The 16,652-nt window shown below is 53.4% G+C and carries 15 protein-coding genes; 8 read left to right on the top strand and 7 right to left on the bottom strand.

The window, feature by feature from the left end; all coding sequences use genetic code 11:
- Window positions 1-9: 9 nt before the first annotated feature.
- The 3 genes from ahpF to K0I63_RS04100 form a co-directional block, all read right to left on the bottom strand.
- Window positions 10-1,575, bottom strand: a complete 1,566-nt coding sequence (gene ahpF, locus K0I63_RS04110) for an alkyl hydroperoxide reductase subunit F (protein WP_220082633.1) — start codon at window positions 1,573-1,575, stop codon at window positions 10-12.
- 176 nt (window positions 1,576-1,751) lie between these two features.
- The gene (gene ahpC, locus K0I63_RS04105; protein ID WP_220082632.1) at window positions 1,752-2,321 is read right to left on the bottom strand and encodes an alkyl hydroperoxide reductase subunit C; all 570 of its coding nucleotides are present in this window, start codon (window positions 2,319-2,321) and stop codon (window positions 1,752-1,754) included.
- 210 nt (window positions 2,322-2,531) lie between these two features.
- Window positions 2,532-3,275 carry a spermidine synthase gene (locus tag K0I63_RS04100; protein WP_220079991.1) on the bottom strand — a complete coding sequence of 248 codons (744 nt, stop codon included), beginning with the start codon at window positions 3,273-3,275 and terminating at the stop codon, window positions 2,532-2,534.
- 335 nt (window positions 3,276-3,610) lie between these two features.
- Between K0I63_RS04100 and K0I63_RS04095 the strand changes: the two genes are divergently transcribed.
- Both K0I63_RS04095 and K0I63_RS04090 read left to right on the top strand, forming a co-directional pair.
- Window positions 3,611-4,162, top strand: a complete 552-nt coding sequence (locus K0I63_RS04095; protein ID WP_011864596.1) for a mechanosensitive ion channel domain-containing protein — start codon at window positions 3,611-3,613, stop codon at window positions 4,160-4,162.
- 16 nt (window positions 4,163-4,178) lie between these two features.
- A complete protein-coding gene (locus tag K0I63_RS04090; protein WP_220044351.1) occupies window positions 4,179-5,147 on the top strand; it encodes a magnesium transporter CorA family protein in 969 nt (322 codons plus the stop codon).
- Window positions 5,148-5,250: 103 nt separating this feature from the next.
- Here K0I63_RS04090 and K0I63_RS04085 read toward each other — a convergent pair whose 3' ends face one another.
- Window positions 5,251-5,988: a dienelactone hydrolase family protein gene (locus K0I63_RS04085; RefSeq protein WP_220082631.1), complete on the bottom strand. Its 738-nt coding sequence runs from the start codon at window positions 5,986-5,988 to the stop codon at window positions 5,251-5,253.
- Between the two features lie 99 nt (window positions 5,989-6,087).
- Entirely contained in the window at window positions 6,088-7,077 is a 990-nt protein-coding gene (locus K0I63_RS04080) for a 2-hydroxyacid dehydrogenase (RefSeq protein WP_220082630.1), read from the bottom strand.
- 218 nt (window positions 7,078-7,295) lie between these two features.
- Here K0I63_RS04080 and K0I63_RS04075 point away from each other — a divergent pair, with 218 nt between their 5' ends.
- From K0I63_RS04075 to K0I63_RS04050, 6 genes are all read left to right on the top strand, one after another.
- Complete coding sequence (locus K0I63_RS04075; protein WP_011864592.1) at window positions 7,296-7,712, top strand: hypothetical protein; 417 nt, start codon at window positions 7,296-7,298, stop codon at window positions 7,710-7,712.
- Window positions 7,687-8,217 (top strand): class I SAM-dependent methyltransferase, encoded by a 531-nt coding sequence (locus K0I63_RS04070; RefSeq protein WP_220082629.1) that lies wholly within the window; start codon window positions 7,687-7,689, stop codon window positions 8,215-8,217. Before K0I63_RS04075 ends, K0I63_RS04070 begins: the two co-directional genes overlap by 26 nt.
- 25 nt (window positions 8,218-8,242) lie before the next feature.
- Window positions 8,243-8,530: a hypothetical protein gene (locus K0I63_RS04065; protein ID WP_011864590.1), complete on the top strand. Its 288-nt coding sequence runs from the start codon at window positions 8,243-8,245 to the stop codon at window positions 8,528-8,530.
- A 93-nt stretch (window positions 8,531-8,623) separates the two neighbouring features.
- Window positions 8,624-9,301: a bifunctional tRNA pseudouridine(32) synthase/23S rRNA pseudouridine(746) synthase RluA gene (gene rluA / locus K0I63_RS04060; RefSeq protein WP_220082628.1), complete on the top strand. Its 678-nt coding sequence runs from the start codon at window positions 8,624-8,626 to the stop codon at window positions 9,299-9,301.
- Window positions 9,302-9,435: 134 nt separating this feature from the next.
- A complete protein-coding gene (asnC, locus tag K0I63_RS04055) occupies window positions 9,436-9,897 on the top strand; it encodes a transcriptional regulator AsnC (RefSeq protein WP_011864588.1) in 462 nt (153 codons plus the stop codon).
- A 220-nt stretch (window positions 9,898-10,117) separates the two neighbouring features.
- Complete coding sequence (locus K0I63_RS04050; RefSeq protein WP_011864587.1) at window positions 10,118-13,969, top strand: S8 family serine peptidase; 3,852 nt, start codon at window positions 10,118-10,120, stop codon at window positions 13,967-13,969.
- 119 nt (window positions 13,970-14,088) lie between these two features.
- Here the strand turns inward: K0I63_RS04050 and K0I63_RS04045 are convergent, their stop codons facing one another.
- Window positions 14,089-15,195: a succinylglutamate desuccinylase/aspartoacylase family protein gene (locus tag K0I63_RS04045; protein WP_220082627.1), complete on the bottom strand. Its 1,107-nt coding sequence runs from the start codon at window positions 15,193-15,195 to the stop codon at window positions 14,089-14,091.
- A complete protein-coding gene (gene lysC, locus K0I63_RS04040) occupies window positions 15,192-16,550 on the bottom strand; it encodes a lysine-sensitive aspartokinase 3 (protein ID WP_220082626.1) in 1,359 nt (452 codons plus the stop codon). The genes K0I63_RS04045 and lysC overlap by 4 nt, the downstream gene beginning before the upstream one ends.
- Between the last annotated feature and the right edge of the window lie 102 nt (window positions 16,551-16,652).

The raw sequence follows: 16,652 nt of genomic DNA, 5'->3' as shown, positions 1-16,652 counted from the left end.
TTTGTACCTTTAGGCGGCTTCCGCGTCCGCCGGCTCGCCGAGACGGATTAGGTAATCGAAGGCGCCCAGAGAGGCCGTTGCGCCGCTGCCCATGGCGATGATGATCTGTTTAAAGGCAGAGTTGGTCACATCGCCCGCGGCGAATACGCCTGGCAATGACGTCTGGCCCTTGGCATCGACGATGATCTCGCCGCGTTCGCTAAGATCAACTGTGCCCTTGAGCCACTCGGCGTTAGGCACCAGACCTATCTGTACGAAGATACCCGCCAGGGCAACATGGTGCTGCTCGCCCGTGGCTCTGTCTGTGTAGTTAAGGCCCTGTACCCGGGTGCCATCGCCCACCACTTCTGTGGTCATCGCCTGGGTGATGATCTCTATGTTGCCCATGGAAGCCGCCTTACGCTGTAGCACCTCGTCGGCGCGTAGCTTGCTGTCGAACTCCAGCACGGTAACATGCTCGACGATATTGGCCAGATCTATGGCCGCCTCTATGCCCGAGTTACCACCGCCAATCACGGCGACGCGCTTGCCCTTAAACAGCGGGCCGTCACAGTGTGGGCAGTAGGCGACGCCTTTGCCGCGATATTCTTTCTCGCCCGGCACATTCATCTCGCGCCAGCGAGCGCCCGTGGCCAGAAGTACCGTCTTGCTGCGCAGCAGTGCACCGCTTTCGGTCTGGATCTCAAACAGCTCGCCTGACTTGAGGCTCAGGGCGCGCTGGTTGTCCATGATATCGACATCATAGTCGTGAACATGGGCTTCCAGGTTGGCCACCAGCTTAGGCCCTTCTGTCGCCTTGACCGAGATAAAGTTTTCGATGCCTACGGTTTCTGCCACCTGACCACCGAACTTGTCCGCCAGGATGCCGGTTCTCAGTCCCTTACGGGCCGCATAGATGGCCGCCGATGCGCCAGCCGGGCCGCCGCCGACCACCAGCACGTCGAAGGCCTCTTTCTGGCTGAGCTTTTCTGCCTGACGGCTGGCCGCATTGACGTCCAGCTTATTGAGGATCTCGACCACGCTGATACCACCGACAGAAAACGGCTCGCCGTTCAGGTAGACAGAGGGAACCGCCATGATGTTGCGCTCGTTCACTTCATCCTGGAACAGGGCGCCGTCTATCATGGTGTTTTGAATGTTAGGGTTGATCGCCGACATCATATTGAGCGCCTGCACCACCTCGGGACAGGTTTGACAGCTAAGTGACACATAGGTCTCGAAGCGATACTCGCCTGGCAGGTCGCGGATCTGCTCTATCACCTCGGGGGCGAGCTTGATCGGATGCCCACCTGTGTGCAGCAACGCCAGCACCAGAGAGGTAAATTCATGGCCCATTGGCAGGCCGGCGAAATGGATCTGACTGCCGGTGTCAGGGCTAGTCACAGTCATCGACGGGGTACGCTCACCCACGGATTCGGTCAATGACACTAATTGGGATAGCGCGGCAATATCGGTTGCCAGCGACAATAACTCTTTTGCTTTAGGACGCTCATCTGCCGATACGACAAGTTCAACTGGGCGCTTGAGGTTTTGCAGATAGGTAGTCAGCTGATTTTTCACATTCGCATCTAACATGATAACTCCTAGGAAAAAGTGGCCCCCATAAGGGAGCCAAAAACATAGGGAAAAATTGCCGGCTCGCATGCAGGGGGAGGTGAACCGGCAATGAAAAAGAATGATGATTAAACTACTTTGGCTTTCGCCGGGTCGCCCGAGATGATGAGACCCGGGCGACCTTGAGGAGGAAGATCTTAGATCTTACCAACTAGGTCCAGTGAAGGCGCTAGGGTCTCTTCACCTGGCTGCCATGCTGCCGGGCAAACTTCACCGTCGTGAGTCGCAACATACTGAGCTGCTTGGATCTTACGAACCAGCTCAGAAGCGCTACGACCGATACCCAGGTCGTGAATCTCGGCAACCTTGATCTGACCTTCTGGGTTGATCACAAAGGTACCGCGCAGCGCCAGACCTTCCTCTTCGATCATCACGCCGAAGTTGCGTGAGATAACACCAGTCGGGTCGCCGATCATTGGGTAGTTGATCTTGCCGATAGTGTCTGAGCTATCGTGCCACGCCTTGTGAGTGAAGTGAGTGTCGGTAGACACAGAGTAAACTTCAACACCCATAGACTGTAGCTTCTCGTAATGGTCAGCCATGTCACCCAGCTCTGTTGGGCAGACGAAAGTGAAGTCGGCAGGGTAGAAGAAAACCACAGACCACTTACCCAGTAGGTCTTGCTCAGTCACAGAGACGAAATCTCCGTTGTGGTATGCGGTGGCTGAGAAAGGCTTGATTTCGGTGTTGATGATAGATTGAGTCATTGCTTGCTCCAGTGCTCGTTATTAACAGTAAATTTGTGGGGTGAGGCGTTTGCCTTGACCCCGTGTTCTTTGTCGATGAGGAGATAATAACGAGACTGGATCATTAAATATAACGGATAAAAGCTATCATGCTAATCGGTTTTTAAGATTGCCAATCTATTACATGATGGCATGGCCGTAAAAAACCGATTAAAGGAGTTCGAAGAAGTATCACTCCCAGGTTTCGAAGCGAGTCAGGCTGCGGCCCAACTGAAAGTCCAGCAGCAGCGACAACTGCTGCGCCTCCGCCTTAAGGCCGCTGGCGCTTATCTGGCGCGCCTGTTTACCGGCGAGCACAACCCAATTACCACCACCCGTCAGGCAGGCGCGCACGTCGCTAAAGTGTTTCTGTAACAGGGCCAGCAGGGTGGCGTTACGGCTATGCTCCTTCCAGCAGTTAAGCACCAAATAACCTTCACTCTTGAGGAGCGCAGCGGCGTTAGCGATAAAGGTCTCGCTGAGCTGCTGCTCGTCCACGCCATCGCCATGGTAGATATCGGCGAAGATCACGTCAGCCTTCTTATGATCCCCGTCTGCCAGAAATGCATTGGCATCCTGATGGATCAGGTTGAGCTTCTTACCCAGCGGCAACCAGAAATAACGCTTGGCCACCTCGATCACCGCCTCCCTCAGCTCTACCGCGGTAATATTGATGCCGCGGTCGAAATTACGCAGTGCATGAATGAGGCCGCCACCACCCAGGCCGAGTACGATGACGCGTTTTGGCTTGATAAACAGCAGCACCAGCAACATGGCCTGTAGATAGGTATGCATGGGCACATGCAGCGCCGACTTGAGCAGCTTGCTCTGCTCATCGTTATCCCCAAAGGAGAGCAGGCGAACCTCCTTATCTTCCATGACCAGCAGTGGGCCGTGGTCATCTTCGCCGGTATATAGGGTGGTATAGTCTGACATCTATCTCTCCGCAGGCACGCCTCATCTTAGGCGTAGGTCTTCAAACGCAACAAAAGATAGGCGAAATAAAGGCGCTAGTATGCCGCAAAAGCCCCCACAACGGCAAAGGCAACTGCGCACACAACAGCAGGCAGATCCCTTTCCTGAAACCTTTTACAGTGCCTTATACAGAACGAGAGGCAGGTGCGAGGGTTTAGTTCGTGAATTAAGGATAAGAGCTAAGCAGCCTCCTCCGATGCCGAGCCACTCCCCTCATTCGGCCCATCATTCTCGCGTTGCAATCGGGCAAGCCTTGTAGTATTTGTTTGAAATCTTTGGCTCATTTGCGATTTATCATGACACAAACCCTACTCGTCAGCTGTCTCTACATAGGCATCTTCATCTTCGCCCAGCGTCTGCTCACCAACTGGATTGCCAAGCTGGCCGAGTCCAAACAGGTCTCCTTTAAACGCACCAAGATGGTGACCCAATATATTACCTACCTGCTGTTTATCATCATCGCCTGTCTCTGGGTGATTTCACTCGGCATCGAATATCAGCAGGTGTCGCTGTTTATCTCCTCGGTATTTGCCGTGCTTGGCGTGGCCTTAGTGGCCCAATGGTCAATTTTGAGTAACATCACCGCCGGGATCTTGATCTTCTTCGTCTTCCCCTATCGTATTGGCGATCGCATCAAGATTATCGACAAAGATGAAGATGTTAGCGGCATCATCGCCGAGATCAGCCTGTTTCACGTGCTGATCGAGCGCAGCGACGGCATCACCATCACCTACCCTAACAACCTGATGCTACAGAAAGGGGTATTGAAACTGACTCAGGCGCACACTCAGGCCAAGCCCTTGAGCGAATCGCCCGAGAAAGACCATACTCAAGTACAAAGCGATTAACCGACAGGGGGCCGCGATGCTCACGACATTACTCTATGATCCGCAAAATAATTCGCTCACCCGGGGCGATGCGTCTCAGGTCGCCAGCTGGCAGCAGAGGGACGACACCATACTCTGGCTCAATATCGACGGCGAGATAGACAGCGAGCTGAGCGAGTCGTTGCAGCGGGATTTCGGCCTGCACCCATTGGCGCTGCAGGACGCCTCGCGGGATCGCCATCCCCCCAAGATAGAGGACTTCGATGACCATACCTTTATTCTGCTTAGGGGCTTGTCGGCCGATTCAGACTCCATCAACTGCGACAACATAGTGCTGGCGCTGTTTGTGGGGCCGCGTTTCATCGTGACCCGCCATAGCAAACGTTCGCTCTCCATCGAGCGCACCATGACCTCGCTGGAGGCGGGCGAGCTGTCGCTGCAAAACACAGGTGCCGTAGCGCTGAAACTCAGCCGCTACGTGATCAAGCGTTATCATAAGATCCTGTTCGATCTCGAGAGTCGGTTAGAGGAGTTGGAAACCGTGATGCTCACCACGGCGGACGATAAGATCTTGGCCGAGGTAGTACTCTACAAGACAGATCTCACCCGGCTGAGACGCAACTTTCACTACCATGTGGAGCTGTTCGACAGCCTGCGCAGCGAGCCCTCTATCCCCTTCGACGACAGCCTCTATCATGAGATCAACGACGTGTGCGAGCATCAACATAGGGCGGCCAGCCTGGCGGACCTCTTCTATCAGGTCTCAAGCGATCTGATAGACGGTTACATCTCCATCAGCGCCCACAGGCTGAACAACATCATGAAGGTGCTGACCATCATCACCGCCATCTTCGTGCCGCTGACCTTTATCGCCGGTATCTATGGCATGAACTTCGAGTATATTCCCGAGTTGAAACACAAAGATGGCTACTTCATCGTCTGGGGGGTGATGCTCACCATCACGGCAGTACTGATCTGGCTATTCAGGCGCCGCAAATGGCTCTAACTCGCCTCTAGCGCGAAACCTCTCGGACAAAATATCTAGCCCAAAGTAAAAAGGCGAACCTTAGGTTCGCCTTTTTGTTCTATTCACTTTTTACGCACGCAGATTAGCGCAGCACCCGATGGAAGAAAGCCACCGCCTGCTGATAGATCTGCAGTGCCAACGCGGGATCGTATCTGTCTCCCTCATCACGCATAAAGGCATGCTGAGCATTGACTTCGAGATAGGTGAACTTGCGCGCCGTCTCCGTCAGTCTATCGTAGATGAGCCTGCGTCCCTCGCTCGGCACATGGGGATCTTGCTTACCAAACACCAGCACTAACTCCGCCTCGATATCCCCGGTGCGGCTCAGGGAATCATTACCCGGATTGGCCGGCAAGGTACCTGAGTGAATGTCCGTAGGGTAGAGACAGAAGGCACCGACGACGTCGATATTGAGCGCGGCACGGTAGGCCAGGTGACCGCCGATGCAGACACCCATGGCACCGACCTGATTGGTGCAGAAGGGCTGGCTCATGGCAAAGTCGACTAGGGCCTGGGTATCACTGTCGTGATGTTCCAGCGCCTTGGTAAACTTATCCTGATTGCCCTTGTCTTTGCCCTCATCATCATAGGCCAATACAGTGCCTATGGGATTGAGTTCATGGAAGACTTCCGGCACCAAGACCACGAAGCCATGACCGGCCAACATGGTCGCGGCCCTGGCGATGGGCGCGGTCTGCTGGAAAATCTCCGAGTAGAAGATGATCGTCGAGAACAAGCCCTCGCTGTCGGGACGATAGAGATAACAGCGCATCGTGCCCGTGGGGGTGTCTATGTCGTGAACTTCCTGTTTTACCATCATAATCTTGCCCTCAGGCCAATAAACTTATCCTTAAGTTATCAGCCTGGGCTCCCCTTGTCAGGTGAAACCCGGCTGACGAAATTAAAGTAGCGAAAGAAGTTAAAATAGCTGGTTAGGACACGCTTCGCCATCGAGCAGCTGACGCACATTGGTCAGGCTGGTATGGGCAATGGCGCCCAGCGCCTCTTCGGTGAGGAAGGCCTGGTGACCGGTAAAGATCACGTTGTGGCAGGCCGACAGGCGTCTGAACACATCGTCCTGGATGATCTGGTTCGACTTATCCTCGAAGAAGAGCTCTTTCTCATTCTCGTACACGTCTAGCCCGAGGGAGCCTATCTGCCCCGTCTTGAGCGCCTCCATGGCATCGAAAGCATTCAGCAGTCCACCACGGCTGGTGTTGATCACCATGACACCAGGCTTCATCTTGTCGAAGCTCGCCTTGTTGAGCAGGTGATGGTTCTCTTTGGTCAGCGGACAATGCAGGCTGATGATGTCGCTCACCGCGTAGAGTTCGTCCAGCGACAGGTATTCGATGCCCATATCCAGCACCGCCTGGTTAGGATAAGGATCGTAAACCACAACCTTACAGCCGAAGCCCTGGAGGATCTTGATGGTCGCCACACCTATCTTACCCGTGCCGATCACGCCGACGGTGCGGCCATGCATATTGAAGCCCACCAGCCCCTCGAGGGAGAAGTTGGCATCGCGGGTACGTTGGTAGGCCTTATGCACCTTACGGTTGAGGGTCAGCATCAGGGCCACAGTATGCTCGGCCACCGATTCGGGCGAATAGGCGGGAACGTTTACCACCCTGATCCCCAGGCGTTTGGCCGCCTCGAGATCGACGTTGTTAAATCCGGCGCAGCGCATCGCAATGATCTTAGTGCCATTTTTAGCTAGCTCTACCAATACTTCTTCACATAGCGAATCGTTGACGAAGGCGCAGATCACCTCGAAACCATAGGCCAGCTTGACCGACTGCATACAGAGGCGATAGTCGAAATACTCAATCTGAGCGCCAAAGGCCTGGTTGGTGCGGTTGAAATGTTCCATGTCATAGTGCTTAGCACTAAAAAAACCTATTCTCATCTTAGCTACCTAAAAGTAATTCAACATTAGACAGAGATTTGTCACCCTAGTATCACAAAGCCCCTGCCTGTCTTGGCTCCATTATAGCCAAGGAAATATGTGACTTAGCAAAGATAAATCGCGCTTAGATCACGAAATAGTTAACTTTGTGAGCCGTCAATGTGTTTTATGCCGATTTCCTGCTAAGCTGGCGCAAATTTTCAGTCTTCTTTCGCCCCATGAGTCAAAAGCACAAGCCGATTTCCGAGAAACAGTTTTGGCTGCAACGCCTGAGCAAGACCAGCCTGCGCGCCCTGCACATCTTAGGCATAACAGGTGCCGGTGGCGGCATCTTACTCGGGGTGGATAAAAGCCTGTGGTGCAACTACTGGATCTTGGCCATGAGCACTGGCAGTTTGCTGATGCTCTGGGAAGTGGTCAGAGACTGGCGCTGGCTGATCCAGCTAAAGGGCGTATTGACCCTGGTAAAACTCTGCCTGCTGGCACTGTTTATTCCCCTCGCTAACTACAAGCCAGAGCTGCTGATCGCCATCGTCTTGCTGTCGGTGATCGTCTCCCACGGCCCGGCCGGGCTCAGACATTTCTCGGTAATTCATGGACGACGCCTCGATGGACGAAAAGAGATTAAGGGCTGAAGCCGCTCCGCTGCTGACGCAAAGCAGCCAGATTTTCGAACTCGATAGCCATCCCCAGGTGCTCGACCTTGCCTGCGGCAGCGGGCGTAACGGCCTCTGGTTGGCCGCCCATGGCGCCCAAGTCACCTTTATAGACAGAGACCTTGGCAGGCTAGCGCCTGTACCTAGACACTGTCAGGCCTTAGCACTCGACTTGGAAAGCGGCGAACCACAACTCGCCGAGTCGCGATATGACATAGTCCTGGTGTTCAACTACCTGCACCGCCCGCTGTTTGAGCTCATCAAAGCGAGCATCAAACCCGGCGGTCTCATCATCTACGAGACCTTCATAGAGAAGCAGGCCGAGGTGGGCAGACCCAAGAACCCCAACTTCCTGCTGGCCGAAGGCGAATTATCGCAGCGCTTTTGTGGCTGGGAGACTTTGCACGCTTTCGAAGGTAATGTAGGCTGTGAAGAGACGCCCTGCTTCAAGGCGCAATATATAGGCCGTAAACCGGCTAACTAGGATCTCACAGCGTTAAGGACGATAGATGTTTCCCTATCCCGAACAGTACCGACTCGCCGCTCCGCCATTGGTCACCGCCCTCATGGTGTTATGGTCGATAGTCTCGCGCGCCCTGTTCGGCGACGACAGCGCCATCGCCTTCTACCCGCTGTTTATGCTGTTTCCCCTCAACATCTTGCTGCACGGCAAGTTGATCTGGCAGGCCAAGGGAATAGAGCGGCTTGATCAGAGCATCTACGCCTTTATCCACCTCAGCCTGGCGTTCGTTGTCTGGACCTTTGCCATCATGCATGTCAATGGCCACAGCTTTTAGGCCCGCTAAACCACGCAGGATTCGTGGGTAAAACTTGCACCGCCCGCGCCCTAAAGGTATCTTTGCAGCCCGATTTAACACCCAAGGTTTGCCATGTCTGATTTTGTGTATGCGCCGCCCACCGAGCCCTGGCTCGAGATCCTCCACGAGGATAAAGATATTCTGGTGGTCAACAAGCCCTCAGGCCTACTGTCCGTGCCTGGCCGTGACCCAGCCTATCATGACAGCGTCTACACCCGCGTCCTGCGCGATCACCCCAACGCCCAGATCGTTCACCGCCTGGATATGGCGACTTCAGGCGTTATCGTGGTGGCCCTCAGACGCAGCGCCGAGCGGGAACTTAAGCGCCAGTTTCGCGATCGCGAGACTCATAAGATCTACTACGCCCGGGTTGCCGGTCATCTAAAGGCGGAGCAAGGTAGCGTCGACTATCCGCTGATCTGCGACTGGCCCAACCGCCCGAAACAGAAGGTAGATCATCAAATCGGTAAGGCATCTAAGACACTATTCGAAGTCGTCAGCCGTGCCAAGCGCTCGACCCTGGTTAAGCTAACGCCGATCACAGGTCGCTCTCACCAGCTGCGCGTGCACATGATGGCCATAGGGCACCCCATCCTGGGCGATAACTTCTACGCCGACCCGCTGGCCAAACGCCTGGCACCGCGTCTGCTGCTGCATGCCCAGTCGCTGAGCCTGACCCATCCCTACAGCAAACAGCCTATGACCTTCAGCACGCCAATCCCCTTCACGGATGTCACCGAGCAGCAATAGAGCCCGGTGTTAACTTATCGGCATTCACTGGACCTGCTTCGCGATAAAATCTACTTAATTCGTTAAAAGATTAGCAGTTAGCTAACCAATACCGTAAATTACCTCATAATGTTGACTTAAAACGGTATGTAGCAATGGATAGTTCATTTCAGCGAGATCAGCTCGACAACCAGATCCTCTCGGCGCTTATGGAAGAGGCGCGCACCCCCTTCGCCGAATTGGCCAAACGTTTCGGCGTCAGCGCCGGCACCATACATGTGCGGGTAGAAAAGATGAAACAGGCGGGCATCATCACGGGCGCCCAGATCACGGTAAACCCTAAGGCCCTCGGCTATGACGTCTGCTGTTTTATCGGCATCAACCTCAAGAGCGCCGGCGACTATCCCGCCGCCATCGCCAAACTCAACGCCTTAGAAGAGGTCACCGAAGCCTACTACACCACGGGGAACTACAGCATCTTCGTCAAGGTAATGTGCCAGTCGATCGATGGCCTGCAACATGTACTGATCAACCGTATCCAATCCATCGATGAGATCCAATCCACCGAGACACTCATCAGTTTACAAAATCCTATCAGCCGCGCCGTGAAGCCTTAATCCAGTACCACTGGGGCTTACAGCCTTAGTGGATACTACTATTTAAAAACCGCTTACAACTTTTTCTTCTACCAGCTTTAACTTTGGTAATCTTTTGTGTTAAAAAGAACAAGCCGTCAACATAGCGGCAACAAAATAAGAAAAGATTAGTAACCAAAGTTACAGCAATACCAATAGTGTTTTGTGTCTCAAAACACTTCTATTTGACAAGGAAGAAGTTGTGAAAACTAAATTATCTCTAGCCATTTCAGCGGCGCTGATCTCGAGTGCGGCTGTAGCCAGCAACCAGTACACCGCAAATCCCTATGCTCCGGAAATCACTTCTGCTGATAGCTACAAGAAGCCAGCAGCTTCTCAGCCTTCACAAGTGGCTCCGCAGCGCTTCATCATCGAACTGAACTCTCCTGCCGTTGCTAAATACCAAGGCGGCATCGAGTCAATGGCGGCCACAGCCCCTAAGAAAGGCCAAAAAGTTAACGTACAGTCTGCGCCAGCTCAAAGCTACGCCAGTTTCCTAGCCAAAGAGCAGTCACAATTTGTGAGTGAACTGGCGAAGAAAGTACCTAACGCCAAAGTTGAGCAAAGCTTCAAGACCCTATTCAATGGTGTGACTATTGTTGGTCAAGGTCTGAGCATCGAGCAGCTAGCGGCCATGCCAAACGTTAAGTCTGTCTACCCTGAGACTATGTACGAAGCTAACATGGACTCATCTCACGACGTCATTAACACTGAAGCGATGTGGGAAGCGGTTTCTGGCATGGAAAACGCCGGTAAAGACATTCGTGTAGCGGTAATTGATACAGGTATTCGCCCAGAAAACCCAATGTTTGCTGGCGAAGGTTTCACAAAACCAGCCGAAGGAATGCCAAGCGACGACTACTGTTCGACAGTAGATGCAAGCTTCTGTAACGACAAACTAATCGTTGCCCGTTGGTCACAACCTACTTTTGAAGTGTGTGCCGACGAGCATATGAGCCCACTGGGTTACGGTGGTCACGGCTCTCACGTTGCCGGTACCTCTGTAGGTAACAAAGTCACCACTACCTACGAAGGTGTTGAAGTTGAACTATCTGGTGTTGCACCTGCAGCCTACCTGATGGTTTATAAGGCACTATTTACTAAGACTGACTGTGCACGCGGCAGCGGCTCTAACATCATGCTGATGGAAGCAATGGAGCACGCCGTAAACGATGGTGCAGATGTTATCAACAACTCTTGGGGTGGCGGCGCTGGTGGCGACCCAGCCAACAGCCCATACAAGGCTATGTATGAAGCTGCTGAAGCGGCTGGCGTAGTCGTTGTTACCGCTGCAGGTAACGATGGTAACGGCCCACAAACTATCGGTTGTCCAGCCTGTATCGAATCAGGTATTACCGTTGCTAACACTACTACTGGTCGTTTCTTTGCTAACACCCTAACCGTTGATGGTGAAGAGATTCTTGCACTGCAGGGCAACAATGGCCTGCTAGAGGCAGATATCACTGCACCTATCATCGCTGCAGCTAACATTGACGCAGAGAACACCCTTGGCTGTACGCCATTTGCTGCCGACTCTTTCAAAGACGGTATCGCCCTGATCTCTCGCGGTTCATGTTCATTCGCAACCAAGGCTGAAAATGCCGAGGCTGCGGGCGCGAAAGCTATGGTCGTTTACAACAGCGTACCAGGCGCTCCAATCTCTATGTTCATGCCAGATTCAACACTGCCAGCAGTGATGGTTTCTGACGCCGACGGCGCAGCTATCCTTGAAGGTCTGGGTGATGACACCACAGGTACTATCGCGGCTGAAGTGACTCGTATCGTTAACAGCAAGTTTGCCGATATCCTGAACCAGTCTAGCTCTCGTGGTCCTAACGGTAACCAAAACATTCTGAAGCCAGATCTTGCTGCGCCAGGTACCTCTATCCTGTCGGCAACTTCTCCTGATGAAGATGGTACTGACTTTACCACTATGTCTGGTACCAGTATGGCGAGCCCACACGTTGCAGGTGCTGCTGCACTGATGAGCCAGCTACACCCTGATTGGTCAGCAAATGACATCAAGACAGCGCTAACTTCTACTGCTCACATGGCAGGCGTACTCGATGATGATGCGGCGACTCCTGCCGATCCATTTGCAATGGGCGCGGGTCGTATGGATCTAGATGCTGCGGCTAAAGCAGTACTGACCTTCGACAAGCCTTCAATTGCTTCTGACTCTTGTGTCGGTCCTTGTACTTTCACTCGTACCGTATACAACAAGAGTGACGAGAAGACCTCTTGGGAGCTTTCAGCTTCTTCTGACAGCGCAGGTATCAGCGTATCGCCTTCATCACTGGAACTGGAAGCTGGCGAATCAGCAACCTTCACTGTGACTGTTGATTCAACCTTCAGCGAATACGGTGCTTGGATCTTCGGTAACGTCATGATCAAGAGCGCATCTCACCAAGACGCTCACCTACCAGTTGCTATCCTGGCTAAAGAATCAAGTGATTCTTCACTGATCTCTACCATGGCAACCAAGGCTGATCTGACAGCTGCTGAAGATATGCCAATCAAAGCCGTTGTAAACAACACAGTATTTGAAAACACCGTAACTGTTACCGCTATGGCACCAGAAGGCACTAAACTTACTTCTGCCGATGACGTTGAAGTTACGCTAAACGGCGCAACGCAAAACGGTTTCGAAGTTGATGAAGCGCTTGGTCGTATCACCTGGGTAGGTCAACTGGATCTGCCACAGATTAAGTCTGCCAAAGGTACTGGCGCTAGCCCAAGTATCTTCGACCTAGACCTGGCCTATGTACCAGCTTGTGCTGATGGTTGTGATGAGAAATCATTCACCTTCAACCTACCTGAGTTCAAGTACAACGGTGCAACTTACACCCAGCTAACCATCTCTGATAACGGTATCGCAATCGTTGGTGGCGGTTCAGCATCTGGTACTTGGAACAACAAGGAACTGCCAGATAGCGCGAATCCAAACAACATCCTGGCACCGTTCTGGAGTGACTACGACCTGAGCGACGGCACTGTCGGCGACACGGGTGGCGGACAGCTAGGTATCCAGGTTGTTTCTGCTGGTGGTAACGAGTGGATTGTTGTCGAGTGGAAAGATGCCCAGCTATATGCTGACGCCTCTGGCAACAAGTACAGCTTCAGCCTTTGGATCCAAACTGGTGACGTAGAAGATATTTGGTTCAACTACCTAGATATCCCTAACATGCCAAGCAATGTCACTATCGGTGCAGAAAACATCAGCGGTAGCGTAGGTACAACCTTCCACTACAACGGACAAGGTGGCACTGTCACTACTGACGATTATGTTGCACTGCAAGCGACCTCTTCAGGCAGCGTAGAGATCGACTATCTGGCGACGCCAACTAGCTTCAACCCAGGTCAAACAGACAACTTCTCTGTTGACGAAGAAGCGACCTTGGAAGCAAACGTGTTAGAAAACGACACTGTTAGCCAGAAAGTAGCTCGCGTCTCTGTAACTGGTGACGGCATGACAGCTAACGCACAACGCATCATCGATGTTGCGCCAGCTGGTGCACTAGGTGAAGCAACACTGGTTGACGAGCCTGCACACGGTGAAGTGACTCTAGAGAAAGATGGTTCTATTACCTATACACCAGAAGATGATTTCTTCGGTAAAGACTCATTCACTTACACCTCTAAGGATGCCGAAGGCAACCTGAACGCAGCGACCACTGTTAATGTTATGGTTAACAACATCAACGATGCACCTACCGTGGCTCCTACAGGTATGACAAGTACCGAAGGCTTCGTGGTAACCGCTAAGGCCAATGGCAAAGACGTTGATGGTGACAGCCTGACCTACACTTGGACACAGACTGCAGGTACACCTGTTACCTTCAACAACGGTGGCGCAGAAATTAAGTTTACTGCTCCAGCAGGTAACAACACCCTGACCTTCTCTGTCGTTGCCAGCGATGGTGAGCTAGAGAGTGAAGCGGGTACGGCGACTATCACAGTTAACGCCAAGGAAGAGAAATCTTCAGGTGGTGGTTCACTGGGTTGGTTCGCTCTGCTGATGCTACCATTTGCCGCGCTACGTCGTCGCAAGTAAGCAGATAGCTTGAACAGAAAAAGGGAGCCACTTGGCTCCCTTTTTTATTGATAACGCGAAAGGCGACTAAACCAAGCACTGAACGATGAAGTACAAATCCACCAGGCTAAAAGCCAAACCTAAAGCGCAAATACCTTTGTCATCACCTTATAGAGCTCTGTGCCTTGATACACAGACGCCGAGGCAAAATGTAGTACGGGCACACAGTCCACCGGCAGACTCAGAGGCACTATCGCATCCTCCTCGCCATATCTGTCGACACGCAAGATGTTGGCGAGCGGTTCTCCAGCCACAAGCGGCTGCCCAACCTTCGCCTTATACTCCACCAAGCCGCCTTGCGGCGCATGATACTTCTTATAGTCTTTCAGGTAACAGGCGTAGCGTGGCATCTCAGCTGGCTCAACCCGCTCACTTATTACGCCGCGCTTGCTGAGATAGGCCATGATCCCTTCGACATCCACCAGGGCATCGGCCAGGTCGACATTCTCCTGACTGCCAAGCTCCAGAGTAAAGGCCGATACGGGCACCTCAATCTCGCGCCCCTGAGTGGCCAGGTATTCACTCAGCTGCCACCAGGGACAGAAGATAGACTCATCCATGGCACCGCCAAACTCGTTGGGGATCAACAGGGTGTAGGGAATAGAGAAATACTTGGCAGCGTCTTTATCATACTCGGGGCAATAGAGATGCTTACACGACTTAGGGCCAGTATGCAGATCCAGCACTATATCCGCCTCATGGCCCATCTGCTGCAGGCTCACCGCCAGACGATGGCCCGTGGTGATCCCCCAGGGCTCATGCAGACGGCTATAGCAACGCTCGACCAGCAAGGCCCTGAAATGGGCGATCAGCTCGGCATCGTTCAGGTGTTTATGGCCCTGATACCAGCTAGCAATATCCAGCTTATGATCGAGATATTCGCGGTTCCAGTTTACCCCTGTTATGGGGTCGAACCGGCCCAGGGTAAACTCGCCACTCTTCTGATTGATCCCCAACGGATTGGCCAGAGGCACCAGGGTGATCTTGCCGCGCAGCTCGCAGCCTTCGAGCGCCTGCATCAGCTGATAAATCACCGCATTGCCCTGCACCTCGGCGCCGTGGACGTTGGCCTGTATGTAGACACTCGGCCCTGTCTGCACCACTGGGGCAAACTCAAATAGGTTCAGCTCGAGATCTTGGCCTGTGGCGAGCTCGCCAATCTTTAGCGTGGAACGACCCGGCTTCATAGCGACCCTTCGAACAAGTTTTGATGCAGGGCGCTGACGACCTGAGCCGCCTCAGACTCGGCCACCAGGACACATAAGTTGTGTGGGCTGGCGCCCTGACAGATCATGCGCACATTGTGGGGCTCTAACACCTCGAACACGCGGCGACACACACCCGACGTGGTGGCAATCTTATTGCCCACTATCGCCACCAGCGCCAGGCCATCTTCTACCCGCACCCGGCAATGCTGCGACAGCTCCTGCAACAAGGCCTCGCTCAGCAGGCTGTTTCCGGCCGAATCTGAGCCCGTCTTATCTAGCGTCAGAGAGACGTTCACCTCTGAGGTGGTGATTAAGTCCACACTGATCTTGTGGCGCGCCAGGGTGGCAAAGGTCTCGGCCAGGAAGCCTTGGGCGTGCAGCATCTGTAGGCTATGCAGATTAAGTAGAGTCTGGTCACGTCGCACCGCCACGGCGCGATAGATAGGCTCGTCGTTCACCTGATGACGAATCCAGGTGCCACCGAGCTCAGGCGCCTTGCTGGAACCGACAAACACCTGAATCTTGTGTCTGACCGCCGGCAAAATGGTTGCCGGGTGCAGCACCTTGGCACCAAAGGTGGCCATCTCGGCCGCCTCGTTGAAACTGATCTCAGGGATAGGACGCGCATTCGGTGCAAGGCGTGGATCTGTCGTGAAGATACCCGGCACATCTGTCCAGATCTCAACCGCAGACGCATCCAGCGCCTCGGCAAGTAGGGCAGCAGAGTAGTCGCTGCCCCCACGGCCTAACGTGGTGGTGGCTCCCTGTTCATCGGCGCCGATAAAACCTTGGGTCACGATTCGTTGCTCACTAAGCAGGGGCAACAGATGCTCAGTGCAAAGCTGCTTAAGCGCTTCTATCTGCGGCTCGGCGCGACCGAAATGACTGTCGGTGCGCATCACCTGACGCACATCGAAGGCGCTCGCCCGCTCGCCCTTCTCTCTCAGCACGGCAGCAAACAAGACAGATGAGCACTGCTCACCCTGGGCAAGCAGTTCGTCTGTAGTCGCCTTATTACGGTTTTGGGAGAGCGACTCACTCAGGCTGGCAATCTTACTTAAGATGGCATCGAGGCGAGCGGCCACATCATGGGGCTGACCCAACTCGTCGAGGATCTTATATTGAATCGAGGCGATCGCCTTGAGCAGCTGCTGACGACGCTCAAAGTCCACATTATCCTGAGTTAGCTCCACCAGCAGATTGGTCACACCGCTCGAGGCGCTGACGACCACCACGCGGGTTTCAGGATTGGCCAATACGATATCGGCGCAGCGGTTCATCGCCTCATAATCGGCGACAGAGGTTCCACCAAACTTAGCAACAACAATAGACATTAGCGCACCTCAACCCAAGTAGCTGACGATGACACAAAAAAAATAGATAACATTGAATACGCTCCGAACTTACTTCGTTCGAAGAGCCTGGTGCAAAGATGA

This window comes from Shewanella rhizosphaerae (assembly GCF_019457655.1).
GTDB classification, from domain to species: Bacteria; Pseudomonadota; Gammaproteobacteria; order Enterobacterales; family Shewanellaceae; genus Shewanella; species Shewanella loihica.
Note: the sequence above shows the minus strand (reverse complement) of the source record. Positions and strands in the feature narration are given on the sequence as shown.